General features: G+C 54.4%; 26 protein-coding genes, 1 tRNA gene and 1 pseudogene. 15 read left to right on the forward strand and 13 right to left on the reverse strand.

Translation table 11 applies throughout. The annotated features are described in order from the left end of the window. Positions 1 to 34 precede the first annotated feature (34 nt). Positions 35 to 1,597, forward strand: a complete 1,563-nt coding sequence (locus K5Q35_RS20945; protein ID WP_220801219.1) for a site-specific integrase — start codon at positions 35 to 37, stop codon at positions 1,595 to 1,597. A gap of 213 nt (positions 1,598 to 1,810) precedes the next feature. Here K5Q35_RS20945 and K5Q35_RS20950 read toward each other — a convergent pair whose 3' ends face one another. Together K5Q35_RS20950 and K5Q35_RS20955 are read right to left on the reverse strand one after the other, a co-directional pair. Then, entirely contained in the window at positions 1,811 to 2,947 is a 1,137-nt protein-coding gene (locus tag K5Q35_RS20950; RefSeq protein ID WP_220801220.1) for a Fic family protein, read from the reverse strand. Positions 2,948 to 3,188: 241 nt separating this feature from the next. Beyond that, a complete protein-coding gene (locus tag K5Q35_RS20955; RefSeq protein WP_220801221.1) occupies positions 3,189 to 4,283 on the reverse strand; it encodes a tyrosine-type recombinase/integrase in 1,095 nt (364 codons plus the stop codon). Positions 4,284 to 4,536: 253 nt separating this feature from the next. Between K5Q35_RS20955 and K5Q35_RS20960 the strand changes: the two genes are divergently transcribed. The 10 genes from K5Q35_RS20960 (at position 4,537) to K5Q35_RS21005 (ending at position 11,394) form a co-directional block, all read left to right on the forward strand. Next, the gene (locus K5Q35_RS20960) at positions 4,537 to 5,073 is read left to right on the forward strand and encodes a helix-turn-helix domain-containing protein (protein ID WP_259650618.1); all 537 of its coding nucleotides are present in this window, start codon (positions 4,537 to 4,539) and stop codon (positions 5,071 to 5,073) included. A 4-nt stretch (positions 5,074 to 5,077) separates the two neighbouring features. After that, positions 5,078 to 5,374 (forward strand): hypothetical protein, encoded by a 297-nt coding sequence (locus K5Q35_RS20965; protein WP_220801222.1) that lies wholly within the window; start codon positions 5,078 to 5,080, stop codon positions 5,372 to 5,374. Between the two features lie 79 nt (positions 5,375 to 5,453). Next, complete coding sequence (locus K5Q35_RS20970) at positions 5,454 to 6,353, forward strand: HNH endonuclease (protein WP_220801223.1); 900 nt, start codon at positions 5,454 to 5,456, stop codon at positions 6,351 to 6,353. Positions 6,354 to 6,502: 149 nt separating this feature from the next. Beyond that, complete coding sequence (locus tag K5Q35_RS20975; protein WP_220801224.1) at positions 6,503 to 7,630, forward strand: hypothetical protein; 1,128 nt, start codon at positions 6,503 to 6,505, stop codon at positions 7,628 to 7,630. Between the two features lie 307 nt (positions 7,631 to 7,937). Continuing rightward, complete coding sequence (locus K5Q35_RS20980; RefSeq protein ID WP_220801225.1) at positions 7,938 to 8,453, forward strand: hypothetical protein; 516 nt, start codon at positions 7,938 to 7,940, stop codon at positions 8,451 to 8,453. 13 nt (positions 8,454 to 8,466) lie between these two features. Beyond that, on the forward strand, positions 8,467 to 9,132 hold the full coding sequence (locus tag K5Q35_RS20985; RefSeq protein ID WP_220801226.1) for a hypothetical protein: 666 nt from the start codon (positions 8,467 to 8,469) through the stop codon (positions 9,130 to 9,132). A gap of 112 nt (positions 9,133 to 9,244) precedes the next feature. After that, a complete protein-coding gene (locus K5Q35_RS20990; RefSeq protein ID WP_220801227.1) occupies positions 9,245 to 9,526 on the forward strand; it encodes a type II toxin-antitoxin system RelE/ParE family toxin in 282 nt (93 codons plus the stop codon). 12 nt (positions 9,527 to 9,538) lie between these two features. Next, positions 9,539 to 9,829, forward strand: a complete 291-nt coding sequence (locus tag K5Q35_RS20995; RefSeq protein WP_220801228.1) for a HigA family addiction module antitoxin — start codon at positions 9,539 to 9,541, stop codon at positions 9,827 to 9,829. A gap of 59 nt (positions 9,830 to 9,888) precedes the next feature. Next, positions 9,889 to 10,620, forward strand: coding sequence for a hypothetical protein (locus K5Q35_RS21000; protein WP_220801229.1), 732 nt, complete (start codon positions 9,889 to 9,891; stop codon positions 10,618 to 10,620). A 15-nt stretch (positions 10,621 to 10,635) separates the two neighbouring features. After that, complete coding sequence (locus K5Q35_RS21005) at positions 10,636 to 11,394, forward strand: hypothetical protein (RefSeq protein WP_220801230.1); 759 nt, start codon at positions 10,636 to 10,638, stop codon at positions 11,392 to 11,394. A 76-nt stretch (positions 11,395 to 11,470) separates the two neighbouring features. Here the strand turns inward: K5Q35_RS21005 and K5Q35_RS21010 are convergent, their stop codons facing one another. The 9 genes from K5Q35_RS21010 to K5Q35_RS21050 all read right to left on the reverse strand — a co-directional run bounded on the left by K5Q35_RS21010 (position 11,471) and on the right by K5Q35_RS21050 (position 19,230). Next, positions 11,471 to 13,024 (reverse strand): relaxase/mobilization nuclease domain-containing protein, encoded by a 1,554-nt coding sequence (locus K5Q35_RS21010; RefSeq protein ID WP_220801231.1) that lies wholly within the window; start codon positions 13,022 to 13,024, stop codon positions 11,471 to 11,473. Beyond that, positions 13,018 to 13,491: a MobC family plasmid mobilization relaxosome protein gene (locus K5Q35_RS22780; RefSeq protein ID WP_259650619.1), complete on the reverse strand. Its 474-nt coding sequence runs from the start codon at positions 13,489 to 13,491 to the stop codon at positions 13,018 to 13,020. Before K5Q35_RS22780 ends, K5Q35_RS21010 begins: the two co-directional genes overlap by 7 nt. After that, the gene (locus tag K5Q35_RS21020; RefSeq protein WP_220801232.1) at positions 13,488 to 14,342 is read right to left on the reverse strand and encodes a hypothetical protein; all 855 of its coding nucleotides are present in this window, start codon (positions 14,340 to 14,342) and stop codon (positions 13,488 to 13,490) included. The genes K5Q35_RS22780 and K5Q35_RS21020 overlap by 4 nt, the downstream gene beginning before the upstream one ends. Before the next feature lie 155 nt (positions 14,343 to 14,497). Then, positions 14,498 to 14,574: transfer RNA gene (locus tag K5Q35_RS21025), tRNA-Arg, on the reverse strand. Between the two features lie 200 nt (positions 14,575 to 14,774). Beyond that, complete coding sequence (locus K5Q35_RS21030) at positions 14,775 to 15,503, reverse strand: MBL fold metallo-hydrolase (protein ID WP_220801233.1); 729 nt, start codon at positions 15,501 to 15,503, stop codon at positions 14,775 to 14,777. Between the two features lie 2 nt (positions 15,504 to 15,505). Continuing rightward, on the reverse strand, positions 15,506 to 16,546 hold the full coding sequence (locus K5Q35_RS22985; protein WP_044025478.1) for an ABC transporter ATP-binding protein: 1,041 nt from the start codon (positions 16,544 to 16,546) through the stop codon (positions 15,506 to 15,508). Next, positions 16,543 to 17,316, reverse strand: coding sequence for an ABC transporter permease (locus tag K5Q35_RS21040; protein ID WP_220801234.1), 774 nt, complete (start codon positions 17,314 to 17,316; stop codon positions 16,543 to 16,545). Before K5Q35_RS21040 ends, K5Q35_RS22985 begins: the two co-directional genes overlap by 4 nt. Next, on the reverse strand, positions 17,313 to 18,164 hold the full coding sequence (locus tag K5Q35_RS21045; protein ID WP_220801235.1) for an ABC transporter permease: 852 nt from the start codon (positions 18,162 to 18,164) through the stop codon (positions 17,313 to 17,315). Before K5Q35_RS21045 ends, K5Q35_RS21040 begins: the two co-directional genes overlap by 4 nt. A gap of 10 nt (positions 18,165 to 18,174) precedes the next feature. Continuing rightward, positions 18,175 to 19,230 carry an extracellular solute-binding protein gene (locus K5Q35_RS21050; RefSeq protein WP_220801236.1) on the reverse strand — a complete coding sequence of 352 codons (1,056 nt, stop codon included), beginning with the start codon at positions 19,228 to 19,230 and terminating at the stop codon, positions 18,175 to 18,177. 129 nt (positions 19,231 to 19,359) lie between these two features. Between K5Q35_RS21050 and K5Q35_RS21055 the strand changes: the two genes are divergently transcribed. Next, positions 19,360 to 19,998: a TetR/AcrR family transcriptional regulator gene (locus tag K5Q35_RS21055; RefSeq protein ID WP_013964163.1), complete on the forward strand. Its 639-nt coding sequence runs from the start codon at positions 19,360 to 19,362 to the stop codon at positions 19,996 to 19,998. Between the two features lie 449 nt (positions 19,999 to 20,447). Further along, positions 20,448 to 20,567 carry a DDE-type integrase/transposase/recombinase gene (locus K5Q35_RS22990; protein ID WP_220801242.1) on the forward strand — a complete coding sequence of 40 codons (120 nt, stop codon included), beginning with the start codon at positions 20,448 to 20,450 and terminating at the stop codon, positions 20,565 to 20,567. Positions 20,568 to 20,576: 9 nt separating this feature from the next. Here K5Q35_RS22990 and K5Q35_RS22800 read toward each other — a convergent pair. Next, positions 20,577 to 20,888, reverse strand: a pseudogene (locus K5Q35_RS22800) (transposase); the annotation flags it as partial. Between the two features lie 609 nt (positions 20,889 to 21,497). On the opposite strand from K5Q35_RS22800, the gene K5Q35_RS21070 reads away from it, so the two are divergent. Beyond that, entirely contained in the window at positions 21,498 to 24,458 is a 2,961-nt protein-coding gene (locus tag K5Q35_RS21070; RefSeq protein WP_259650620.1) for a DUF4157 domain-containing protein, read from the forward strand. A gap of 5 nt (positions 24,459 to 24,463) precedes the next feature. Continuing rightward, positions 24,464 to 24,952, forward strand: a complete 489-nt coding sequence (locus tag K5Q35_RS21075) for a YbjN domain-containing protein (RefSeq protein ID WP_220801238.1) — start codon at positions 24,464 to 24,466, stop codon at positions 24,950 to 24,952. Positions 24,953 to 25,095: 143 nt separating this feature from the next. Here K5Q35_RS21075 and K5Q35_RS21080 read toward each other — a convergent pair whose 3' ends face one another. Continuing rightward, entirely contained in the window at positions 25,096 to 25,233 is a 138-nt protein-coding gene (locus K5Q35_RS21080; RefSeq protein ID WP_308443358.1) for a Tn3 family transposase, read from the reverse strand. Positions 25,234 to 25,311 lie beyond the last annotated feature (78 nt).

Raw genomic sequence — 25,311 nt, forward strand, 5'->3', positions numbered from 1 at the left:
CCGCATCCGTGTCGCGTTTAGTGAGGTTCAAAAAGTGAGCCGCTTGTACAAAGGCATCCGCGCCAAAAAGAACCGTGTGTACATGGTCCAGGACCTTACAAGTCTATACAGAGTTTCCGCAAATACGTTATCAAACTGGGTGAAGGCAGGCTTGCGGCCGTCGGACAAAACCACGCCTTACGTGTTCCGGGGTGCTGTCGTTAATGCGTTCCACGAAGATCGTCGTACACGGTCGAAAAAGAACCTCAGAGCGGGTGAGTTCAAATGTGGAGGATGCAAGCTTGCGGTCATTCCGGACCTAAATTCAGTGGAAAAAATGACGGCAAAGAACGGCACGAGCATGCTCATCGCAAAATGCCCCGAGTGCCCAAGCCGCCTAGTTAAGATCGCTTCACAGGCAGATTATGATCTTTTGGAGCGACACCGCAATCCAAATACCACCGTGGGCTGCACACACGAAGAAAACAGACCAAGCCCCGGTGGTATTTGGATCAAAGCGGAAAAGACTGTTGCAGAGACAGGCTCTTTGAACGACCGGACGATTTACAAGTGGCAGATCTACGCGGGCCGTTTTGAAGAGGCGACGATTGTCCAGCATCTCGCAGCAATTCGCTACTGCGACGACATCACTGGCGGTAAACCGTTTGAGCAGTTCACAGTTAAAGACGCCTCTCTGGTGCGGGAAGCGCTGAAACAGTCGTTGCAGGCGCAGGATGGGTCCGGAAAATCAAAGTCGACAGTGAAGCACACCGCCTCACAATTGGTGGCGTTTTTTGAATGGCTCCGGAAACAGGATGGCTTCAAGCGCCTGCCGCAAGATATCCCTGAATACTTCAAGCTTCCGCGCGCGGCCTATTCCAAATCGCTGCCCCGTATGCAAAGAAAATACGTGTCCGTAGAAGAGGCTGAAACGGTCTTGATGGGTATGTCGGCACGATCACATATGGACCAGCGTGCGCGTGCTATTTTTGCCATGGCATTTCTGGGGGCACTCCGAGCGGACACCTTGGTGTCACTGCGGATCCGACATGTGGACACTGTTAGACGGATTATCGTGCAGGATGCCACCGAGGTACGTGCAAAGAACGGGAAAAGCCTTGTTATTCATTGGTTTCCGATGCCGGATATCTTTGCAGGCGTCATCAAGGAGTGGCTTTTGCTGCTAGAGCATGCGGGCTTCACTGAGCGGGACGCATTGTTCCCGGACAGCGCATGGCTGACAGGCGCAAAAAACCCGAAATGGGCAAACCGTGAAGCGATTCTGCCGATGTCGACAGCACATGCCGTTACTGAAGCCTTTGCAATCGCCTGTCGCAACATTGCCACAAAAATCACACCGCACTCCGCAAAACACACGATCGCTGCCGAACGCGACAGACGCCATCTAACGTCAGTTCAGCGCAAAGCGTGGTCGGAAAATATGGGCCATGAAACAGAGCAAACCACACAGAGTCATTACGGCAAACTGACGGAAAATGAACGCTTGTCGGCCTTTGAAGAAATTGTAGAAAATAAAACGATCAACCCAAGCGTGCTGTCAACGGAGCAAAAAGCAGAGATGTTTGACGCCATGCTGGCCAAGCTAAAAGGCTACTGAAAACCCCGTCACGCAACCTGTGGGCTGTGAAACGGCCTTGCCTGACAGCTTCCCAGAAAAGACCCAGCCACACTCTCGCGGCTCCTCCACCGCACGCCTGCCTGCGGCCAGCCAGGAAAACTCAGCGGAAAAATCCAACTTCAAACGATCCAATTTTCATGGAGCAGAGCACTGTGTGAACATCTGCTGCACGATCCTTAATAGCGCCGGATTTTAGTGCCTGAATAAGGCCACATAGTCCTGGAACATGAATAACCTGTTCCGCCGCTGCTGGGTAATCTCCACCAGAACACCATGTTGCACCAAGTCGTTGATAAGCGTTGAGGCAGTATTGGTAGTTCCTTCAATCCAATCGGTCGCCTGACGCACATCTACGATTGGACGCGCATACAGATTGCGCATGACCTTCTGTGCGTTGTCTTGGCGGCGTGAACTGAAACGGGGAAGGACCTCAGCATCAATTCGCGCTTTCAGCGTTAGGATATCCCTAAACGCATTCGCAGAAGCCCGTGCAGTTTCAGCGACGCCATGTACGAAGAATATCAACCATTGGTTTAGGTGATTGCCTTGACGGACGGCCATTAAGTGATCAACATATGCGGTCTTGTTACGCTCAAAGTAGTCAGAGAGGTACAGTGCGGGCTTTGCTAATAATTTTTCTGACGACAGGAATAACGAGATCATCAAACGCCCCAGCCTCCCGTTACCGTCCAAAAACGGGTGTATCGTTTCAAACTGATAATGTGCGATTGCAATCCGTAACAACGGGTGGACGTGGATGTCGGTGCTATGCAGGAATTGTTCCATATCGCTCATAAGGTCCAGCACATGGTCATGATGCGGCGGCACAAAGGCCGCATCACGTAAGCTCACACCGATCCAGTTCTGGCTGACCCTAAACTCACCAGGCATCTTAGTTTCACCCCTAACACCTTCCATCAGGGTAGCGTGTGTTTGGCGCAAGAGCCTGTTAGACAAAGGAAGTTGATCCAATGCAGTAATGGCTGTGTTTATAGCGCGAATGTAGTTCTGGACCTCAACCCAATCGTCAACCTCTTCTGGGGATATGTCATCAGCATCCTTGAACACATCCTCGATGTTTGTTTGTGTTCCTTCTATTTTGCTAGACTGTGAAGCCTCTTTTGCCACGTACATCGAAATGAAAAAATCTATGTTGGGGATTAGCTGGGAAAATGCGTTAAGTTCGCCAAGCGCACGATCTGCTTCTCCAAGCAATGTAGTTAGTTGTGGGTCCGTTATGTTCCACTCGTGACATATCTTTGTGGGTAAGAACGCACGATATTCATAGTGGTTCTCATAGGCACCAGCAATGTAGTCTCTTATGTCCATAATTCAGATACCACCCTACTTTCTGACTTAACTATATTCTTATGTCAGGTTTAGGGTGCATCACAAGTCATGTGTCAGGTTTTAGGTGATTTTCCGATATAAGAGTGTGGCTATGTCAACTTGAGGGTCAACTTGCACGCCCTGAGTATATAGCCGTTTTATCTAATGACATTAGATGAGTGGCGACCCCGATTGGACTCGAACCAATAACTTGCCCCTTAGGAGGGAACCGTTCATAGCGTTATTCCTTCTTTGATTTCTGTGGTTTGGGTGTTTGTACGGGGTGTTCCTGTACATGGTTTGTACGAAAACGGGCCCTGACATCGGCCTCATCCGCCTCTGCGTGGGCATAGATACGCATCGGCAGATTGGGGTCCGACCAGCGCCCAGCCTTGGCCGCTGTGACCGGATCGACGCCTTGACGGACGACCAATTCGGTGAAGAACCCATGCCGTCCTGCTGGGTGCGCTGAGAGGTACGGGATGCCTGCGCTCTTGCAGATCGTTTTCCATCGCGTGTTGTAGCCAGTGGAGCTACCATAGCCGAGCACACGCGGCTTCATGAACTTGCCGGTCTTGCGGTTCTTGGGGCGCTTGGGAGGCAATGCCAGAAGCTCGTCCATCATCTGCGGCGAGACAGTGATCCAGCTTTCCGGGTGGCCCTTCTGCGCCTTGATCCTGACCTTGTTCTCGGTGGGACGCAGATCGTCAGGCTCTATCGAGACAGCCTGATCGATCCGCGCCGCCGTCTCGAACATAAACCGAACCAAAGCGGCGTTGTAAGGATCAGCGGCAAAGCAAAAGGCCTCAATCCATTCCTTGTCTGCTGGTTTGCGCTCCACGCGGCTCAACTTGCCGCGGCGCTTGTCCTGAGCGATCCGCTCGAACTTGTCATAGGGCTTCACCCGGATCAGCGGCGTCCCTTCCAGCTCGTGCGCGTTGTTGATCACCGCACTCGCTGGCGTGACGATCTCGCGCCACCAAGTATCTGTCGAAGCCTTGGGTTTCAGTTTTGGGCCAAGTCCCTTCAGAAGCGCGCCCGAAATGGCACCTAATGGCATGTCGCCAATCTCTTCGACAATCGGGATCAACTGCTTCGCGGTCTTGGGCGAGGCATTGTAGAGCATGATTGCATCCGAGAACGTCTTGCTTGGCTCATCGCCAACGACATGGCGACGTATCTGCAGCTCGGTTTCGCGGTTTATCCAGTCCCGTGCGCCCGATTCTGTAGATGCCTTAGTGCTTCGCCGGTATGGGCCTGCGATTGGCCTGCCGTTGTACTCGACCCAGCCCTTAGCCCAGAAGAAGCGACCCCTCTTGTAGATTTGGAGCGGCATGCCTGGCCTCCTTCAAATATCTTGTCGATCTGCGCCGGTGTGATCAGCATGGTCCGCCCAAGGCGATAGAAAGCACCTGTCTCATTTGCCCTCTCGCGCAAAGTCCGTTCTGAAATGTCGATGCCCATGCCGGACATGACATCAACCCACTGGGCGGGTGTCTTCCCAAGCCCTAGGATTTGAGAGCTGTCTGATTTGTCGGTCTCTGCCATTTCAGTCGTCCTTGTCCGCTTGAGTTGAAACTGCACGCCGCATGGAATCGCTTGTTAAGCACCATTTGACGTGGTCAGATGGGAATAACCGGAATAGTTCGTCATTTTTTGCAATGTTCGCGAAAAAATACGATCTCGTCAAATGGAAACTGCGAATGGCGCGGAAAGACGCTGAATTGTTTGCTTCGATGGGTGCGCGACTAACTATTGCGCGCAATGAAGCGGGACTATCTCAGGCTGCGATGGCTGAAGCGCTTGGTGTCTCACCGAGGGCATATCATAGCTATGAGAAGGGCCAGCGCGGCATTCCAGTTGAAGCTTTGGTGGCGTTCGGTGAACAATTCGATGTCGATGTGCCCTGGCTGTTATTGGGCACTAAGGCGATACGCGCGGGACACGATTTCAACGCTTTGAAAGAGATCGAGACCTCGCTCGATCAGCACCTGAATGAAGAAGACATCAAAATCAAAAGTGAAAAGCGCGGGGCCATCGTCGCGCGTTGGTACCAGTCGCATGTCGAGGGGCGGGAAGTAACGGATGATGACGTACACACATGGATCGAACTCGTAAGGGAGTAAGCAAATGCAAAAACCAAGCGACCAATGGAAGAAACTTCGCCGCGCAGCACTGGAACGCGCGCGCCGCAATATGATCGAACCTTTGGAGGTCGTACACCTCGCACTTCTCGGAGCCAGCGCACTGTACTTGGCTGGATTTCTGCGCCTGAACCTATTCGGTCAAACCGGCGAATTCTCGCTGGCTTCCGGAGCCTTCATTCTGCTGGCAGCCGCTGCCGGACTACTTGTGCCTGTTCTGACAGGATCAGCATTGACCCTGCACTTCACCGACCGACGCCTGGGAAAACTCCTGCATGAATGATACCACTGCAATGATGGGCTCTCGGGCGGCACAGCGTCTGGCGCACGATACTCGCGCGCAGCGAATGGGCCCATCCTGAATGGCCTTCGGAGTGTTCATTCACCGCAGTGACTCGATCTACGATGACGTTCCCTCTGAACGCTATCAGTTCCCGCCCCAATATTTGTCCCGCGCGCAGCAATGCGAAGGCGATTGGATCGTTTATCTTGAACCAAGCAAGGTGAAAGACACGAAGGGTTACTTCGCAGTCGCAAAGGTGCAAGAGATCATCTCCGACCCCCGAAAATCTGATATGTACTTGGCCGTGATCGAGCCTGGGACGTATCTCGATTTCGGCGACCCTGTGCCTTTTCGCGATACTGATAACATCGTTGAGAGAGGCCTGCTGAACGACGAAGGCCGCATCTCAGGGCGAGCGCAAGCAGCAGTCAGAACGCTATCGCCCGAAGACTTCGCCCGAATTATTGAGCGCGGGCTAGAAGCTGAAGACGACATGCTGCCCCGTGTAGGAGACCATGCGGTTACACTCGGTTTCCAAGATACCCAAGCTCCTTTTCGCCACATGCCTGCGCGCCAACGCGTAGCCCAACTAACCAGCCGTACCGTTCGAGATCGCAACTTTCGGAAGAATGTGCTGCGTGCATACGGTGAGCGTTGCGCCATTACCGGCCTGCGTTTGATCAATGGTGGTGGGCGGGCGGAGGTAGAAGCTGCGCACATAAGGCCGGTTGAGAATGATGGACCTGATATCGTGAGCAACGGCCTCGCCCTATCCGGGACCGCTCATTGGATGTTCGATCGAGGTTTAGTAGGTCTAGACGAGGATTTTCGGATACTGGTTTCGAGACAAAGTAACGATGCACAAGCCATTCTCACCATGATAAATCCTTCTGGGAAACTGTTGGCACCTGAACGCCCGGGAAACCGACCCAGACTAGAGTTTGTTAACTGGCATTTTCAGAACTGCTTTAAGCAATAGCTCGGCAAAGCGCCCCAATTCGCGGACATTCAACTGCCATAGCAACTGGCAACCTCATCCAAGGAAGTTCAGCTGACCGCGAATCCGATTTGATAATGACTCCCAGAAAACAAACCCTTAGGTTGCATTCTGGGTGTAAACAAATTCATTTGGCCGAGATCGATATGGCAAAACAGTCGCTTGAAATATTTGAAGTTGCGCTCATCAAAACGATGATTGAGCGCGGCTATGCCAACAAAACAATACAGTTCTACTTCAACAAGCCCGACCGAGCGGTGAACTCTGGACGGATTAGCGAGATCAAGGGTGGCGACCGTTGGCCAGATGTCGAACCTGCGTCGCAATTTGAGCTGTATGAATTTATCGATCATCACCCGTTGCGAGAGCAACTGGGCATTAAGGAAGAGCCGGAACCACCTCGGCAGGTTGATGCAGCATCTATCTTTACGGTCAAAGACGACGATCAAATAGAGCTATTGCCCGACCCTATTGAGGCAGTGGGTGAGATTGCTGAATCCCTTGATGAACTCTACCAAGAGCTTCAAGCAAAAAGCTCCGATGTTCTCGCTCTTGGGCACAATCTTCTGGGCGAAGCCGCTCGGCCCGTTGAACAATTTGACGCTCTGATCCAACGCGAACGGGCCGAGGTATCAGCAGTGCTGCTTTGGTCCAAAGGCAACCGACTTAGAGCAACACTTAATGCGCACGACGCGGTTGCTAACCAGGAAGACATGCATCCCTCAAAACTAGATGGTGGATGCGTCGAACAACTTCGAGATCTGATCCACGCTTTCAACGTGCTAGTGGCCAGCGATCCAAGGACGGCTGAACTCGATAGAATTAGCTTGGGGCCAGAGGACAGGAAGCAGGCCCTGCAGGCATTAGATGAGTTTCGAGAAGTCTTGGCCAATGCTGGTGAGATTTCTACACCGAATGCGCTCGAAGCGATTAACGATCAAATTGAGGCAAGTGATACAGCACCGGAGACGGCGGACGGAGACCGAGATGTTGCGCTTGCGCAAGGCACGGCTCAGAACTACGCGCAAACCGTTATTTTGGGTGCATATAGAAGGTTGCGTTCTTTCATTGGCGAAGAGATTTCTTCTGCCTGGAAGGACTTCAAAACAGGAGTCGTGCGGACCGTATCCGGTGCGGCCGGTTTAACGCTTGTAGCGTTTGTCGCACAGCATGCCCCTGCTTTGCAGGCGTTTATCGCGGCCGTAAAAGCCAACCCAGCTGTACAAACCATCCTCGAGTTCATTCTCAACATCATTTGACATACGCCGCTTCTCAGGATAGAACAAAGCACGAACTTCCAGAAAAAATTCCCAGTGGATAACTCAGATTTTAGACTTCACCACACCATCAGTTGTGGTAGGTTGGTGGCATAATAACAATATAGGGGCGAGGTGGATGCAGAATACGTCACATGCGGTTATGGCTCAAAGGGTAGAGGCGAAAGACAGTCTTGATGACTTTCCAACTCCGCCTTGGGCCACACGCGCTCTGCTTGAGCATATAATCGAAAGAGGCGGGTATACGGATACGCTCACTTGTCTTGAGCCAGCGTGTGGCGCTGGCCACATGGCAAAGGTTCTCAAGGAGTACTTCGGAGAGGTAGGGGCTTCTGACATCCATGACTATGGCTATGGCGACGTGGCAGATTTTACTAACGGCGTTTACGAGACCGGATCATGGGACTGGGTAATCACGAACCCTCCGTTTCGTTTGGCCGAAGACTTCGTCTTGCGGAGTTTGAACGTGGCGCGGCGTGGCGTCGCTGTGCTTGTTAGAACGGTGTTCATTGAAAGTATTGGTCGTTACGAGCGTATTTTCGTGCCGCATCCGCCGACTCGAGTGGCTCAGTTCACGGAACGCGTGCCCATGGTAAAAGGTCGCTTAGACCAAAAAGCTTCCACTGCGACGGGATATGCCTGGGTAATTTGGGAGAAGAGCTGTTCACAAGGTACATCCATGGTTTGGGTGCCCCCGTGCCGCAAGGCACTTGAAAGGCCCGACGACTACGAAATTCCTGCCGGCAGAGCACGCCAATTGAAAGAATCTCCGCAACCCATTAAACAAAGAGAACTTTTGCTTTAACGGGTTTCCAATAATGTCGCTTCTAAAGATACTTGAACCTGAAGTTGAAGCGACAGTTCAAAGGCTCCGAGCTAAGAAATTCAAACCTGATCCCATTGCAGGAGAACACTTCTCACGAATTGTGAGCGTTATGAGCTCTGCGTACAAACGGCACGGCTTCATTATTGAACGCGCTATCCTTGAGCAGCTTAAATTCTGTCCCGATTTTGAGGTCTGGGAGGATAGTACGTTTCAAGTTCCAGCAACTGCTGACCACATCGTCGATAGCGCTATCAAAGACCCAGAACACATCTATGGAACGGAAACATCTTACCGGGAAGGGCATCGAACCCTCCAGGTTGATGCGATTGTCTTCAACAAGCTGAATGGAGAGATCAGCGCGTATGAAATAAAGCGCGGCTCCGGGCTGCACGACGCTGGCAAACGCAGGTCAATACTTCGAGACTTGCTGTGTCTTCAAATTCTCCTGAAATCCTACGCTGAGCTGCGTGGCTACGAAGTCACGAAGGCCCGGGCACATATCATCTTTTATTATGGAATGTGCTCGATCAAGAAGCCGTTCAGCCTTACGAAAGATGAGCTAGACGAACACTTTGGGTGGCCGGTTTCCGATGCTGTTGAAGAAGTGAATGGCGTCTTTAGAGAAAGACTATTCTCCATTTTAGCCAGCCCGACTTGACCGGAATATCTTGTGTTCAAAGGTTTTTCGTAATCTGCGCAGTGGAACTACTCGCAGCCTCCGGGATGTATCACGTATTGACACATGCATCACATTGTGATACGTCCTCGGAATGATCCAAAATACCAAGGGCAAATTCGCTGCCAACGCCGTCAAAGGCAAGTACGGCAAAGGCTTCCCGGGTGACTTGGTGAAGCGCACGCGGGCGATGCTTTCGGCGTTGGATGCTGCGGTTGTTGTCGAGGATTTGCGGTTCCCGCCCGGCAACCAACTGGAAGAACTGAAAGGGGATCGGGCCGGGCAACACTCCGTGCGGATCAACGGGCAATGGCGCATCTGCTTTGTCTGGACGCCGAACGGCCCCGCTAATGTCGAGATTGTGGACTACCATTGAGAGGATATGCTGATGAGCTTGCTTGAAGACCCGATGCACCCCGGTGAAGTCCTGAAGGAGCTTTACCTTGATCCTCTGGAGATGGGGGCCATCGCATTTGCACGGCGTCTCGGTGTGCCTCGGACGCGGATCGAGCGGTTGATCAAGGGCACGACCGGGATCACCCCGGACACGGCACTGCGCCTCGCCCGCGTATTCAACACGACCCCGGCCTACTGGGTGAACTTGCAGACGAACTATGACATGGCGCAGGCGGCCAAGGAGATCGACGTGTCTGGTATTGAACCCTTAGTTGCTGCTTAAGCTGAAATGGAAGTCAACAGTGGCCTTGGATGGCGCTCTCGGCAGCTGGGTTCAAATTTATGTTTGAGAAACCCGAAAGTTGTGTTTTGCTTCCCATATATTCAGAGATGTTTTGTAGTCGGCGAGGTCGTGGGGTGAGATTTTTTGCAGTATTTGTCCTAGTTCTTTCGGTATTTTCGGCAAATGAGGCCGATGCAGGCCTCAAAAAGTGGCTAAAGAAAGAAGTTGTCCCCACTATAACGGGGAAGAGACCTCTTAAAATTGACCCCAACAGAATATCGATCAAGCACAATGGAAAAAGGGTGTTTGAATACAAGGATGATAGCTTGTTTATTCAAGCCGGTGATGTGAAATTTCAAACATCTCAACTTCGCAAGCGGATCGCGCAAGCTGGAGCAATTTACTCAGGAAACACGGCAGTTCTGTCCGATGTTCTTAACGAACAACTGCAGAAAGAAATTGCAAAGGCTGAAGCCGAAGGCATTATCACAGTTTCATCTGAGCCTCCAGCTTCCGATCCCGTGGCAGCCAACCCAAGCCCAAATCCTGAGACCGTGGATTTGTTCAATCGTAGCCATCATTCGATCAGATATGTCATGAACTCCGAAACATTCGAGTTACCATCGGGACAAGGCTATCGGCATACCAGCCAATCGGGCGAATTCTTTCTACAATTGGATGAGGATCTTGGGCCAGATTTCCGCGTGGGACGCTTCTATCTGACGGGCGAGGGTTACGCATTCACGCCAAACAAATCATTGAACAAACTAGAAATTGAGAAGTTTAAGTGACTGGAGGAACGCCCCATGAAACGTAGAAAATTCTTGTCCAGTGTCTTATGCTATTCTGTAGCAGCTGTTGCTGCTCCCGCGGTTTTTTCTAGCCTTTCAAAGCGCAAGATAGTTTCTCTTCCTTCGTTCTCGGGCATTCTTGAAGTTGAACTTGAAGCAACGCATGGAGCAACCGCTGGGGCAGCATTCGCACAGCAATATCAATACTATAATAACGTGTATGGATACCAGCGCATCCTTCAACACCAACAATACTATGCTCAGCAGCAGGCATTCGCTCGATGGCAAGCCTACCTTCAACATCAAGCTATGCAGCAATACATTTGGATGCAGCAACAGCACATCGCTGCGATTCAACAGATGATGATGCAGCGGCCAAATTACCGGATAAGTAATCCAAACGTCTGGAATTCCGTACGCAGCATCTACGGTTTTGGCCAGCGAGGGCCGCAAGACGTTATGGTCGGACTGAACAGAAATTTACGTCAAGTCGAAGTCTCAGACTCCTTACCGGCTGCTGGTGCTCTCTTCGAAACATTAAAATCTGTAAATGTACCCAGAAATGATGTTGAACGGTCGGTTGGACCGCAGACCAACGAGCAGCCCGTGAAGATATCACTCCCTGACGGAAGCCTTATGGATGGCAAAGCATTTCGAAGTGAAGCAGGCGCAATCGGGCAGTCAGATAATATCGTTCAAGCATCTAATGGCCAAGTTGGGAAGTTGGCGAAGTATGTTTTGGATGGGCAAGGTGAAAAGTATCTTGTGATCTAGCCTGACCGTTATCAGGAAGGCCCACAGTATCTTGACGCTTCTACGAACTTCAGCACTTTCATCTCTTTGAAGATGGTTAATGCCGCAACCCCCGCTCCGCATGCGCCTCCTGGCTGTCTAGCTGTCCCTCAATCTCTCGGCGGCGGCCTTGGCTAAGGTCAAGCTCTGCTGCAAGCTCTCGTCCAGCGTCTTGTAACTCGCCTCGTCGTTCAGCAATCCGCTCAAGGCCTTCATGGATGCGGCCTGCGAACGAATGAGCAAGGTCACGCAGTCTTTCAAGCCAGCCATCTCGTTCTCGATCCTGCCGGTCGAGCGTGTCTCCAAGGCGGTCAAGTCCTTCGCGGAGGCCTCTGAGGCCGTCACCAACCGCTCGACGCAGGCGAGCAAGTCGCGTTCCAAGGCTGTCAGTTGGGTCATCTAGTCCTCCTCGATCCGTATGCAGGTCACTTGCCTGCCGCCTATCGTGCAGGTGCGCAGGCGTGTCTTTGACGGGTCCAGGATCAGCCATGTCCCTTCCGGTCTCTCGATCCGCGTCAGGCCCAGTTCCGTCAGCTCCGAGCGCGTCAGATGCACCGTCCAGAAAAAGCTCGCGGCCATCATCGAGGCGACCCCCGTCAGCACCATCGCCGCGATCAGCCAGGGTGAGATCGTCAGCCAAAGGCGGATCGACCTCAGCCGCGTCTCGAACATACTCGCTGTCTCGGTCTGAAAGCGGCGTGTATCGCCCGCGATGGTATGCTGCGCGGCGCCCACAATGTTCTTCAAATCGATCCTGAAGCTCTTGAGCTGGGACGAGATCGAGGCGACGTGTTCGGCCCTGATCGTGTCGAGCTCCGCGTTCAGTTTCTCGCTCAGCCGGGTCGGCTTGCCAGTCTTCATGGAAAATCTCTCCTTTCAGACGCCAGCGCTCGCCGGTGTCTGGGTCGCGGGCGGTGATGTAGGCCTTGCCGGTGCGCGGCAGGTCGAAGCCTGCGTCGGTAAGCGCGTCGATCATCGTAGCGCGGTCGGTGATGAGGCCCATATCGATCTGGTCCTGTATCCAGGCGTGCAGCTCGTCCCGGCCCTGGGCACGGGTCGGGGCCTCGACAGCGTCGCGGACCTCTTGCGCGCGTTCCACATCCATCGGATCAGCCCAGCCGTGGCGCTGGTTCATCACATCCCGCAGGCTGTCATAGGTGTCTTGATAGCCCGGCGGCGCGATGTTCAGGCTCTTACCCGTCGTCAGCTCCAGGCGCGGCGTGCAGAAGTGAAGCTCAACCCGGCCTTCGTGGCGATGGCGGACCCAGAGCACCTCATATTGCTCGGGGTCCAGCCCCGCGAAGGCCAGCCGCTCGAACCCGTCCATGGTCTCCGCCTGTTGGTCCTCGGTCGGGTCGTCGCTGTCGGCAAAACTGATCACCCCCGCGCGGTAGGTCCACTGGTGACGGCTGGCGTCGATCAGGGCTTCGGTGCGCTCAGGATTGCCGCGCAGCACCTCAGGCAGCGGATCGCGGGTGACGGTCACGGGCTGGCCGTCAGCATCGCGGATCAGGTCGCGATTGCTGTCATAGGCCAGCACGCGCTCGGCCACGAGATAGCCGACCGGCCCTGCGCCCGCACCCTTGCCGTTGGGGAAGAACTTGATCAGCACCGTCGCGCCTCCTCAAGGAGCGCGGCGAGTTGGCGTTCGATCACCACAAGGCGACGCGCGACGGTCAGCGTATCGAGGTCGGTGCGTCCGACCTTCATGGCGTGGTTCAGCCAGCGCGCGATCTGGTTGAGGTTGCCGCCGATACGCCCGACGGCCAGCACAAGCGCCGGATCGACGCGCGGCACGGGCTTGCGACGACGCGCCTCGGTGAGACCAAGCGCCTCGCGCAGAAGGGTAGAGGCGGACAGGCCAGCGGCCTCAGCCTTCGCGCGCAGTTGGGCCTTCTCAGACGCTGTACAGCGGAAGACGAAGGTCACAGTCAGCGGCTCTTTGGCGTGGGCTTTGCCTGCGCCGTTGGGGTTCGAAGGGGAGGCGTGCCGCCCCTCGCAAGGTCCCGTGTCATCGGCGCAGCCGTATGACATGGGTCGCCTTGCTGATTGCGCTTCGGTGGGATCGGTGGTGCTCATGATCTGAGGCCCGCTGCCTGGAGCTGGGCCTGCGTCACCAACTTTGCGGCCAAGAGCGCGTCGATCTGGCCGGGCGTGATGTGTCGGCAAAGAGGGTGTTTGTCCGCCACCCAGCTCGCCAAGCCCGCCAGCATCTCGGCTTCCTTGGCCTTCGTCTCTTCTCGGCCCTTGGTGATGTCCTCGACATACGCCCGCCAGCGCCCAGACTTGAACCAGTTGTCTGAGAAACAGACCTTGGAGCGGGTAAAGCCTGCGCTCTCCGTCGCGTAGGCTTTCACAGCCTGCATCAGGTCTTCGGCATCAACGCCTTCGTCCAACGTCGCCCTGATCCGTACGAGACACTCAGCCTTCCCGCGCAGACGGTCAGACGGATAGCAGGCCAATATCTTCTCGGCTTCTTCATCCTCCACCGCCACGCGCTCGCGCGTAGGAGGTTTATGGATGGTTTTAGGATGGTTTGGGGGCCGTGGTGGCCCCGGTACCCCGGCCACTGTGGCCCCCGTTCCGGGTCCAGTCTGGACGGGGTCCACTGTGGCCCCCGTCTCTATATCGGGTTCGGCAGTCAGTTCCAGGGCCTCGATCCGGGTGAGATCGATCCGGTAAACGACGGTGAACCCGTTCTTGCATCCTCGTGCGCCGGTCTCGACCAGGATGCCCTCCTTAAGAAAGTCCCGGATCGTGCGCTTTACGGTGGTTTCGCCAAGCTCCGTATGCCTCTGGATCGTCCCCTTGGAACACCAAATGCCTGACCCATCGTCCGACGCCTTATCTGCCAGAAACATGATGATCTGCTTGCGCGTCGCACTCCCAAACTTCCGCTCCGCACATGCATTCGCCACACGCCAGCTCATGAGAACGCCCCAAATGCCGCACGGACGTGCGAATTTTGTACAGATTTTGTACGAGATTTCGGCCATTTTCGGAGAAATCGGCGGAAATCCAAACGGGACTTTCTGCACGCTCCAGCAGAACCCCTTACAATTAAGCCATATTTTTCAGGCAGTTTTGGCGACCCCGGCAGGATTCGAACCTGCAACCTGCCCCTTAGGAGGGGGCTACTGTTTCCAGTGGAGCCACAGAACCTACAATGCTATTTGCGTTAGCTCGTACCCGAGGATCAGACATGTGAGCCACAATTTCGGTTAGATCAATTTCTGACAACCGCGCGAATGTGATTTTATCTTTCAAGCTAGCCTCCTTCGACATCTACTCTCGGGCTTTCGAGTCCTTGGGGTCACTGGGGAGTGCAAAGCTCTGTGGACTTGGCAACTTCTCTCAAGCCTCTATACATCGTGCGCAGCAAGCCAAGCGCTAATGATAACTTTGTGCCGCGCGCCGTCATAACTGGGAAAATGCCCTCCATGCACCACACGCACCGGCAAATCGTAAAGCCTCGCCATTGAGCGGTGATAGTCTATGAGATCGGCGTGATAGGTGTCTTCGATCAGAGGGCCGTCATAAACGATGTCTCCTGAAAACAGAGTCTCCGTTGCAGCTTCCCATAGTGCTATTCCACCCGGCGAATGCCCGGGCGTGTGGATCACTTCGAATTGCCGGTCGCCCAGATCGATCACATCGCCATCGTCCACCAGGCGCGTAGCTGGGGCAGACTTCACCTTATAGGTCGCAGATTGATAGGGTGCAGGCGGTAAGCGGTCAAAAATATCGTCAGTAACATAGGGGTCAGCCAAGGTTGCTGCACGTGTAGGATTTGCCAGCAAATTCGCCTCTGTCCGGTGGACGCACCGATTGTCAAATTCATGGTGGCATCCGATATGATCGAAATGGGTATGGCTGGCGACGGCCGTTAGCGCACGTTCGGTGACCAGCGGCACCCAATCACGCAAGGACACCACCCCCATGCCGCTATCCACGAGTAAATCCTGGTCACGCCCGCGGATGTGCCACATGTTGCAGCGATAAAATGGTTGGATGAAAGGCTCGTCTATCAAGGTAACGCCGTCGGCCTTGGTTTGGAGGCGATACCAGTCCTCAGGGCGTGCATGGTCCATCTTTATAGCTCCTTTGGGAAGACACTGATTGTGTCGGCGCTTACCGACAAGGTTAGCATCGCACCGGCTGCCGGCATCTCACCGGGTGGCAGATGCGCGATCAATACTAAATTTGGCGCGACATCCGGTACCAGATGCGCGCGAATATGCGTTCCGAAGAAAGCGGCATCGCGCACACGGGCGCTCCCCAGCGTGATTTCAGCTTTGTGTGTGCTTATCGCCTCTGGACGCAGGCATAATGTCGCAGAGCCCAGGAATGGCGCGTTTACGGGTAAGGGGCCAAGGGGCGTCTCAACCCGCTGCCCTGTGACCTGTGCCGGAACATGGTTCATCTCACCCATGAAGTCGGCGGCAAACAAGCTGGCGGGCTGGCGGTAGACGCGCGCGGGCGGGCCCTGATCCTCGATCTTTCCGGCATTCATCACGACGATGCGGTCTGCAATCGCCATCGCTTCTTCCTGATCATGCGTTACATGGACAAAGGTGGTGCCGACTTGCCTTTGGATAACCTTCAATTCGTCCTGCATTGCGCGGCGGAGCTTTAGGTCAAGCGCGCCAAGCGGTTCATCCAGCAACAATACGTCCGGGCCCACTGCCAGAGCGCGGGCAAGTGCCACCCTTTGACGCTGGCCACCGGATAATTCATGTGGGCGCTTTGATGCGGCATCAGCAAGCCCGACCAGCGCAAGCTGCGCCTCCGCCTTTCGGTGGCGTTCTGCACGGCCCATACCGCCCATGCGCAACCCAAATCCGACGTTGTCGCGCAAGCTCATATGCGGGAACAACGCGTAGTCCTGAAACATCGTGGTTGTCGGGCGCTTGGCCGGAGCGACCCGTGTCATATCACGCTCCCCGATCATAACGCTGCCTTGGCTGGGCGCGATGAAACCGCCCAACACTGAAAGAAGCGTGGTTTTCCCGCAGCCAGACGGCCCCAGAAGAGCAACATATTCGCCGGCCTCAATCATCAGGTCGATGTCCTTGAGCGCTTGGAATGTGCCGAACCAATGGTTCAATTCCTTGAGTGTGACAGGTGCGGTCATGACTGGCGCTTTCGAAAAACAAGAAGTTCAAGGATGAGAACAACGGCAATAGAAACAAGAAACACAATGCTGCCGATCGCATTCAACCGCGGTGACAGGCCGGACCGGAGCATCGACCAGATTTCCACTGGCAAAGTCACGTCAAAACGCGTCAGCAGGAACGCGATGATGAACTCGTCCCAACTGAACGTCATCGACAGGAAAAACGCCGCACCAATGGCAGGCGCCAGCATTGGAACAGTCACCAGCAGGATAACCTGCGCTTCGTTTGCGCCCAAATCACGGGCGGCACGTTCAGCATTTTGTTGCTGCGCGCCCATCGCCGCGTAGATAATTGCAAACGCGAGCGGCAAGTTGATGACGACGTGGCCGATTCCGGCAGTCATCAGAGACAGGCCCAAACCTGCCTGCGTCAGGACAATCAGCAGCCCCAAACCTACAATCAGGTAGCTGACCGTCAGCGGCGCGATCAATAGTCCCCTGACAAGGGCAGATCCCGGTACGACATGTCTTGCCAGCCCGTAGGCCGCCAAGAACCCGAGGCTGACCGCAATCAAAGACGAGATGAACGCCACCAGCACTGAATTGCCCAAAGCAGCCGTGAGCCGGGTGTCACCCAGAACATCAGCATACCAGCGCAAAGATGGACCGTTGAACGGCGGTACAGGCAATTGTCCGTCCTGAAAGGAGAACAAGACCAGCGTACCAACGGGCAGGTAGATAAAAACAAAAGCGGCCGCCAGATATATCCATGGCAATATGCGCGTCATAGCCGGTCCAATCGCAACCAGCGCACAGCTGCAATATACACCAGCGTCACGATGCCCATCAGAACGATCGCCAATGCAGCGGCCAGCGGGAAATCAGCGCGTCGGCCCAGTTGCACCATAATGACTTGCGGCACTGTTAATTCTGTATTGCCACCCAAGATCTGCGGGGTGACGTAGTCACCAATGCAAAGCACGAAGGTTAGGAAAGCCCCCGTCACGATCCCGGGCAGGGTCAACGGCAGGATCACATGTCGAAAGGTTTGAATTGCGCTTGCGCCCAGATCTTGCGCAGCACGCCGGTAATTGGGCGAGAGTTGTACCAGATTGGCATAGATCGTGAGCGTCAGGAGCATCACAAAGAAATGTACAAAACCTGTAACCGTCGCAAAGCGGGTATTGGCCAGCGTCAAAGGTTCTGCGATCAGGCCAATATTCATCATGGTTTGATTGACCACCCCATCACGCGCCAGCACCAACAGCCACGCATATGATCGCACAACATAAGATGTCCAGAACGGCAAGATCGCCAACAATAGCACCAGTCGCTGCCAGCGCTTGGGGACATTAAACGCAATGATCCATGCCAGCGGATAGGCCAGCAAGACCGAAACCACGGTCACGGTGATCGTAATTTCGAGCGACACAACAATCGCACGCCACAAGAACCGCTTTTCGGCAAGTTCTGCATAGTTCTGTAAAGACAGCCCCCAGATCAGCGTGCGTCCATCGAGCGTTGCAAGGCTCATTGCGCCCATGACGATGAAGGGCACGATGAAAAATGCAAGCGTCCACATCAAAGCCGGGGCTACAAAACCCCGGCCCTGCCCGCGCCGACCGGTAGCGCTCATTCGCCATGCCCTACTGTGATAATGTATTCAGCCACAGGTCCTGCATATCAGAATCCAGCGCATCGTCGGGTGCTGGGTAAAGCTGAGTGCGGGCCAGATAATCGGGTTGCTGGTCCCACCGCAGCACAGCTTTCTGATCGTCAGTCAGAACATCACCAGCGCTCGCATTTGCTGGCATTCCCCAAAAACACGACGACGTCGCCAACCGTGCCTGCCCTTCGGGGCTGACAATATATTTAATGAACTCAAGCGCCAGATCGGGCTGTTGTGTGCCTTCAACGACACCGATCGACTGGGTCCACCGCACCGCACCTTCGGACGGGATCGTCCACGTCAGTTCAGGTTGTTCTTCGGCCAGCACAGCAGTCAGCCATTCACCCCCGCCGACGACAATATCGACTTCACCTGTTGCCAGCGCTGTTTGCGCGGCGACTACGCCGGCAACAGATGCAGCACGCGACCGCATCGTTGTCATGACGCTACCAATTGCATCTAGATTATCACCACCAATGTCCGCTGTAGCGATCCCTTGCGACATCGCAGCAAGTCCCATCACAGGGAGGTAGTAGTCATAGATCGAAATCCGGTCCTGATACTTTTCGGACCAGACAGTTGCTAGCGATTCCATGTCCGCTGGGTCAACCTTACTCGTATTATACGAAATGGTGTTGTAGCCGAACTTTTCGGTCACGGCATAGGTCACGCCATCAACTGTGTTGACGTCTTCCATGACGACCTCAGGGAAAAAATCATCGATAGGAAGTTGATCCGCATCCAGAGGTGCCAAGATGCCCGCCTCCACCGCGCGGAAAACGTCGATGCCGTCGATGACGAGGACATCCCAATCTCCGGGGCGCGATTGGTCCAGCAGTGCGAGTGCCGCGCCAGTCCCTTCGTATTCGCGCAAATTGACGGTGACGTTATGCATCGCCTCAAACGGGGCAATCAATTCGGGATCCATATGATCGCACCAAACCAGAGCATTCATCTGCTCTTGTGCGGCCACAGCACCTGCCGCGCAGGTCAAAACAGTTGTGGCCAACAATGCAGAAGTCAGATTTTTCATGTCCAAGATTCCTTTTCGATGTGGAGTTTGACCGCTTATCGCGGAACTCTTGATAAAAAAGTTGAAGTCATTCATCTTTATAGTCAACACTAAATATTTTTGACGCGACAAGAGGACGAGTAAAAACAGATGGCCGGATTGCGTGAGAAACAGAAAGCAGACCGCGAAAGGCGCATTTTGCAGGCAGCGGTGACTAAGTTTCGGGCAGATGGTTATCGCGCCGTAAGAATCGAGGACTTAGCCGAGATGGCGGAAGTCTCTGTCGGCACCGTTTACAATTATTACCAGACCAAGGGCGATATACTGATGGCCACCGTCACAATGGAGGTCGAAGAGGTCCTTGAAGCTGGCCTCGCGATATTAGCCGATCCACCCGAGGCTGTTGGTGACGCATTGCTCGCTTTGATATTTTCATACTACGATCACTCCCTAAAATATCTGTCTAAAGAAATGTGGCGCAGCGCGATGGCACTGGCGATAGAGGCCCCCGGCACACCCAACGGGCGACGCTACTTTGAGATGGACCAGCGCCTTGCCGCGCAAATGAGCGACCTTGTTGCTGAGTTGCAAAACCGCGGCTCAGTACGGCGCGATATTGATCCCGGACTGGTTGGCATTTTACTTTTCAACAACCTTAACCAAATGTTTTTGGAATTTGTCACACAGGACGATATGCAATTGGACGTCCTACGGACGCGGGTCGCAGCACAAACACTGGCGTTCGGTCAACTGATTGCTTCTGATTTGTGTAACCGGGTCGATCCATGAACGAACGTTTTAGGCTGTGCATGATCTCCAAAAGCTGCCGAAGGAGCAGCCACGATGAAACAGCGCTTTACCCGCAGCGCTGACTGCGATTCAGACTATAACGAAAGTCCGGTTTCCGCCAAAAACTTCCAAAAATACTATGCCGATTTGGCCTCCAACTTGAGCCAATAGCGTAAGTAGCGCCGCTGACCCTTACGCGTAACCGCTCCGGATTCAACCAGATCATGTAGGTCCCTTATCGCAGTTGCCCGCGACGTGCCTATGATTGAAAGAGCGTTCTCAGCGCTCAGACCAACCGTCAGAGTACCCTACCGTTGGGTGCAGAAATTCGGGCCGGAAGTCCGCAAGCGCGCATACGGCCAGCACCGCGCATGGCGGGGGCTTCAAGGGCATGTGTCCTCTCGGCAGATCACTTCGTGATTGCCTGCCGGGTAATAGATTAGACCTACATCCGTTTAGATGGGCGTCGGTATTTTCTTTGGCGAGCCGTCGATCAGCGTGGCCAGCTTATCGATTTTCGATTGAACGTTCGGCGAAACGCCAGCGCTGCAAGGACTTTCATGCGCTAGTCCAGTGCTGTCCACGGTCAAATGGATAGGCTTGTCACTTCGGGAGATGGGTTGTCTCGGCATTGGCAACTCACCGCCGCGACGAGAGAGAGTGGAGAAATCCGGCACCGTGATTTCAATTCCGAGAAGCTTGGCAGTGCTCCGCATAAGGCCTTATGTCTGACGCAGCGGTTGATTGAAGACGACGCCCAGTGTGAGATAAAGTTCGATCGCCAGATCGCAATGGCGACTCTGTCCGCCACGCGTCCTTAGGCGCGGCGCTGACCACAGATCAAGCACGTCTTCGCTGACCCAAGCCGTCAGGTCACCGCGCTGTCGCAGGCCTGCGTTGTATTCAGACTAGTTGGTCACTCGATACTTCTGCTTCGGGATCTTATCACGACGATCAGCGTTGAACTTATGCGGCATTTACGGCATCCTGAAAGGAAAGGACTGCAGCGATATCAGCCCAGAGTTGATCCCTGCAACAACGCCTAAGTGATATGCCTGTTTCACGCAGCCAATAGAGCAAGGTCTTCTTCGCATTGCGCCCACGTGGCGATTGCGGTGCTTCAATCTGAAAACCCAGGCCCGTGACTTTCCCAGATTGATCCTTCACAAGGAACAATTCCGCCAGAAATGGAACGGCTCTTTCACCGCGTTTTTTACGACAATCCACCTGCGGGATGTGCATCAAATGCGTCGGGGTGACCATACATTGCTGGGGCGTGCCATATTATTTTGACAAATCTGACCTCTTCCCTACACTCGTCTCAAGACTATCGTTTCTTTTGGGATGCAAGGCGAGCTATCGAGATGCGCACCCAAAGACCGTTCCCAACCCAAATTCCGACCAATCACGCCGAAAAGATGCCCGGCTCACGCACAAAAGGTCCGTTGGGCGAACTGCAAACTGCCGCACAAAATAGCCCGGCGACCCAGTCTCTGCGTATGTTGCAACGCAGGGCGGACCAATCCGCGAAAAGCGCAGCCCGCGAGACTTCTGATAACAGTGGTGTTCCGGCACGGCTTCGCGCAGGGATTGAGACGATGTCGGGGGTTTCGCTAAAAGGGGTCAGGGTTCACCGCAATTCTCCCAAGCCAGCACAACTGAGGGCTCATGCCTACGCGCAGGGTCGCGACATCCACCTCGCACCCGGACAGGATCAGCATCTGCCCCATGAGGCCTGGCATGTGGTGCAACAGGCCACGGGGCGGGTGCGAGCCACGGGCGCTGAAGGGGATCAGCCGATCAATGATGATCCGGGGCTTGAGCGTGAGGCGGACCAGATGGGAGCGCGCGCGCTTTCTCTCAGCCCAACTGCTCCACAAGCGCTGCCTTTGCAGCGCGTGCCAGATAACAAGCCGCCGGTACAACGTGTCTATGCCAACCAAAGCGCAATGGATCAGGCGCGCATCGATCAGGAAGCCGATACGAAATATGCTGAGAAGGCACTCGTTTTCGAACTTGGAATGGCCCAGAGGATCATGCGCAATCCCAGAGTCAACGCCTCCATCGACATTATGCTGGCACGGCTAAAGACCATCGTAGATCAATGGGCGCAGCATACAGGTCAAACACAGGCTGCCGTCTATGAGCATGAGTTCGGCTGGCCGCCTGGCGATGAATATTACGGCGCTTTCGATATGACGGCTGAGAATATCGCGGCCGTCTTCACGAACCCCAATCAGCCCCTGCGCAGCAAACTCAAACTTATCTACAACGCCGTGCGCAATAATGCGCTGGCTAAATGGCTGAAGGTCGCCGGGCTGGAGCTTGATCGTGCAGCGCGGCGCAAAAAACCCAAATCGGTCAAGGTCCGCAGTGAAGCTGTCTCGACTGATCGCAGCGGTCCCACGGAAAAACGCGTCGCCCGCAGCAAAAAAGAAACCGTCAAACCCGGTTTTGCCGAGGCATCTGGCATCGCGGGTTTTCACGACGATGAGGAAACGCAAGAACTGATAAAACATGCAAAGGATGAGAAACTCCTCTCAGGGGGGAAATTTTCGCTGGGGCGGCGGAACCTTTTTGACCATGCGCACGAAAGCAAGGCTCTGGGGTGGAAGCCCGCAACCGTCAAGACACATGGTGAGCGCTTTGGTGATACCAGCAGGGGCATCCCGGAAAACCAAAAGCGACACTTGAACGCTGACATGGTGCCTGACCTGACAGATGAAGAGATCGATTTAATGATGACCCGCCGTGGCATGACGGACGTGACCCCAGCGAGCCGCGCCATGTTCCGTCAGACGGATCAGAACAACCGGGGGGCGCCGCTGACCTGGACCCAGGGTCGCAACTATTATGAGGTGGATCTTGGTTCGGACAGCGCCAAGGAAGCAGCCAAGATCAAGGCGCGCATGGAATCCGGCATCTCTGGCTCTACTGATTTGATGATGCATGCGGGTGAGCATCTCGGGATCAGAGTGCTTGAGCAGAAAATGCCGCTGCGGATGGCCCTGGCAGGTTGGATGATTGCCGCCCGTGATCACAGCTTTTATGAGGTTTTCAAAGCGGCCGAAGCCTACGGGGCTCCCTTCAACGTGGACGAAAATAATATCGGGTCTGAGTATGAGGACGGGCTCAACCTGTTCCCGATGCGGCGCGCGGATTTTGCAGACATCCTGCCTGCTGAAGGAAACGTCGCGCAAGTCTTTCCGTCGCTTTATCAGACGCAGGCCTGGAAAGATTATCGCGCGGCCCAGATCGCAGCACCTGGCTCAGGCGAGGCAGCTGTTAAAATCGATCTGGTCAATGCGGGGGTTCAGGCACTTTCGTTGAACGTGATGAATGAACGTGATCTGGCCGCAATGGAGCAATTGAAGGATGCCGTGCAAGGTGCCAATCTTCCGAATAATCCACCCAGAGCGGTCCGGCTGCAAACGATGCAGCAGATGAGGGATGAGCCTGCGTTCATCTATTTGGGCAATCTGTTTGGGCGAGACAAAGCCAACCGGATACTGATCGAACTGATGGCGCAGACCTATCAGATCGCCGGCCTGACGGAAGTAGACCCGGCGGAGTACAAACCCGGGGATCAAGCCCACGTTGCACAAGAGCAATTGTGGAAGGCGAACCTCAGGAAAGTGGGGATCCCGGATGTGATTGTGGATCATGTCGGGTATCACGATCTGTCCGGACTCGACAGCCTGCGACATGTGATCAGCATCAGGCCGACGCCTGCACAGGGTGAGATTAATCCTGACGCATACATCGACTATCTCGCCGCACCGCCACCAACCGGGCTACAAAATCTGGACCTGGAACGCTGCAAAATGGTGGTGGGTGCTCTGATCCGCTATTATCATCCGGGCACACCGGAACCGGCGGATCTTCAAGGGCAGACAAGTCGCATAAACCGGATACGAGAGATCGAACAGGTCATCAACATGGAGCGCACGAGCGGCACCTGGTACTCTTGGGGGCCAGGCACGCGGCATGTTAACTACATAGATGCACCCTCCTTGCGAGAATTCACACAGTTTGTGACCAGCCCGCAGGGTCCTGGTCTTTACGTGTCGAACAATGCGACATCGACCAGTGGTTACGGCGCAAACGTCGGCGATCGGGTTCTGGTCGTGAAGATGTCGAACGTGCCAACCGTTAATCAAAGGAACCCAGAGCAGATGAACAGGTTGAATCGGTTGTTGGGCTTTGGGGTGGCACCGCTTCAAAAATCAGGGCTCTTTGATGCCAATATTCGGGCCGAGTTTTTAATGCGCTATGGCGATGGTTCCGTTGGGCGTTTAACCACCAATAAAGGTGTTACCATGACGTTGGATTTGAAGGAGGCACCGGTGGACCATCTGAAGGGGCGGTTTCCTGACCTCACCCGTTGGCAGGGGCAGTCACGTAACAACTTTATCGCGCAGGCAGCGGAGTCCAATCTGTCGCTTGACGACTGGGGGTAGCAAAGATGGGTCCACTCGAACGCATGATCCTAGACTACTTTGCCGGCCAAAACTGGCAGGTGGAGCGGCATGATACCGAGCCCTACGTCCGGTTTGAATATGCTAATGAGACGGGCAGCTGGGTGTGCCTGATCTGGTTGATTGAAGAGCTGTCGCAAGTGCTGATCTACTCATTACATCCAGAAAAGGTCGCAACAGACCGGCGCAGCGCTGTCAGCACCTTCTTTACTTACGTGAACTATGGTCAGGTCACGAGTTGTTTTGAGATCAATCTTGAGGATGGTGAAACCCGCTGCCGGACAGGTGTTGATTTCGGAGCGGGAGAGGTTGAGACTGCTCCTTTTGCATCGGCGCTGCAAACGAACTTGCTTCTCTTTGGCGACCATTTGGCCGCACTTCAGCACGTCATCGCGGGTCGCTCCGATCCAAAAGACGCAGCGCTCTCACTTCTCGACGACAGACCCGATCTTGATATGCGAGGTGGCGACACCTAAGCCGAGTTGTCTCTGCGAGATTTGGATGTAAACGTGTTTGAATACTGATGGGGTCAGTTGCGGATAGGGGCGGAATCCTGCGCTCAGGAATTTTAAGGGTATTTTTAGGCCGCCTGTACTCGCGGGTGATTAAAATACGGCCGCTATCCAAGCGGAGAGACGTGACAGAACAGGTCTTCTGGATCGTAAGTTCCAGCCTGCCTGCGTTTGGCGATGACTTTCCCGAGATGTTTTGTGTTCCAGTAAATGAGGATGGCAGCCAGTAGGTTGAGACCTGCGATCCTATATTCTTGAGCTTGGCTCGACTGACCTGCTCCCCTTTGAGTCCGCTAATTTACGTTAGCTCTGTTCGGGTTTTG

The organism is Roseobacter sp. OBYS 0001 (genome assembly GCF_019654895.1).
Taxonomy (GTDB): domain Bacteria; phylum Pseudomonadota; class Alphaproteobacteria; order Rhodobacterales; family Rhodobacteraceae; genus Roseobacter; species Roseobacter litoralis.

Bases quoted from the DNA above. Each gene is read 5' to 3' on its own strand.
- K5Q35_RS20965 (WP_220801222.1), top strand. From the start codon at position 5,078: ATGCAAAAACCAAGCGACCAATGGAAGAAACTTCGCCGCGCAGCACTG.
- K5Q35_RS20955 (WP_220801221.1), bottom strand. From the start codon at position 4,283: ATGCCGCTCCAAATCTACAAGAGGGGTCGCTTCTTCTGGGCTAAGGGC.
- K5Q35_RS21045 (WP_220801235.1), bottom strand. From the start codon at position 18,164: ATGAGCGCTACCGGTCGGCGCGGGCAGGGCCGGGGTTTTGTAGCCCCG.
- K5Q35_RS21055 (WP_013964163.1), top strand. From the start codon at position 19,360: ATGGCCGGATTGCGTGAGAAACAGAAAGCAGACCGCGAAAGGCGCATT.
- K5Q35_RS22780 (WP_259650619.1), bottom strand. From the start codon at position 13,491: ATGAGCACCACCGATCCCACCGAAGCGCAATCAGCAAGGCGACCCATG.
- K5Q35_RS21050 (WP_220801236.1), bottom strand. From the start codon at position 19,230: ATGAAAAATCTGACTTCTGCATTGTTGGCCACAACTGTTTTGACCTGC.
- K5Q35_RS20950 (WP_220801220.1), bottom strand. From the start codon at position 2,947: ATGGACATAAGAGACTACATTGCTGGTGCCTATGAGAACCACTATGAA.
- K5Q35_RS20980 (WP_220801225.1), top strand. From the start codon at position 7,938: ATGGCAAAGGTTCTCAAGGAGTACTTCGGAGAGGTAGGGGCTTCTGAC.
- K5Q35_RS21075 (WP_220801238.1), top strand. From the start codon at position 24,464: ATGGGTCCACTCGAACGCATGATCCTAGACTACTTTGCCGGCCAAAAC.
- K5Q35_RS21030 (WP_220801233.1), bottom strand. From the start codon at position 15,503: ATGGACCATGCACGCCCTGAGGACTGGTATCGCCTCCAAACCAAGGCC.
- K5Q35_RS20985 (WP_220801226.1), top strand. From the start codon at position 8,467: ATGTCGCTTCTAAAGATACTTGAACCTGAAGTTGAAGCGACAGTTCAA.
- K5Q35_RS22985 (WP_044025478.1), bottom strand. From the start codon at position 16,546: ATGACCGCACCTGTCACACTCAAGGAATTGAACCATTGGTTCGGCACA.
- K5Q35_RS20990 (WP_220801227.1), top strand. From the start codon at position 9,245: ATGATCCAAAATACCAAGGGCAAATTCGCTGCCAACGCCGTCAAAGGC.
- K5Q35_RS20960 (WP_259650618.1), top strand. From the start codon at position 4,537: ATGGAATCGCTTGTTAAGCACCATTTGACGTGGTCAGATGGGAATAAC.
- K5Q35_RS20995 (WP_220801228.1), top strand. From the start codon at position 9,539: ATGAGCTTGCTTGAAGACCCGATGCACCCCGGTGAAGTCCTGAAGGAG.
- K5Q35_RS21020 (WP_220801232.1), bottom strand. From the start codon at position 14,342: ATGAGCTGGCGTGTGGCGAATGCATGTGCGGAGCGGAAGTTTGGGAGT.
- K5Q35_RS21005 (WP_220801230.1), top strand. From the start codon at position 10,636: ATGAAACGTAGAAAATTCTTGTCCAGTGTCTTATGCTATTCTGTAGCA.
- K5Q35_RS21070 (WP_259650620.1), top strand. From the start codon at position 21,498: ATGTTGCAACGCAGGGCGGACCAATCCGCGAAAAGCGCAGCCCGCGAG.
- K5Q35_RS21040 (WP_220801234.1), bottom strand. From the start codon at position 17,316: ATGACGCGCATATTGCCATGGATATATCTGGCGGCCGCTTTTGTTTTT.
- K5Q35_RS20970 (WP_220801223.1), top strand. From the start codon at position 5,454: ATGGCCTTCGGAGTGTTCATTCACCGCAGTGACTCGATCTACGATGAC.
- K5Q35_RS21000 (WP_220801229.1), top strand. From the start codon at position 9,889: ATGTTTGAGAAACCCGAAAGTTGTGTTTTGCTTCCCATATATTCAGAG.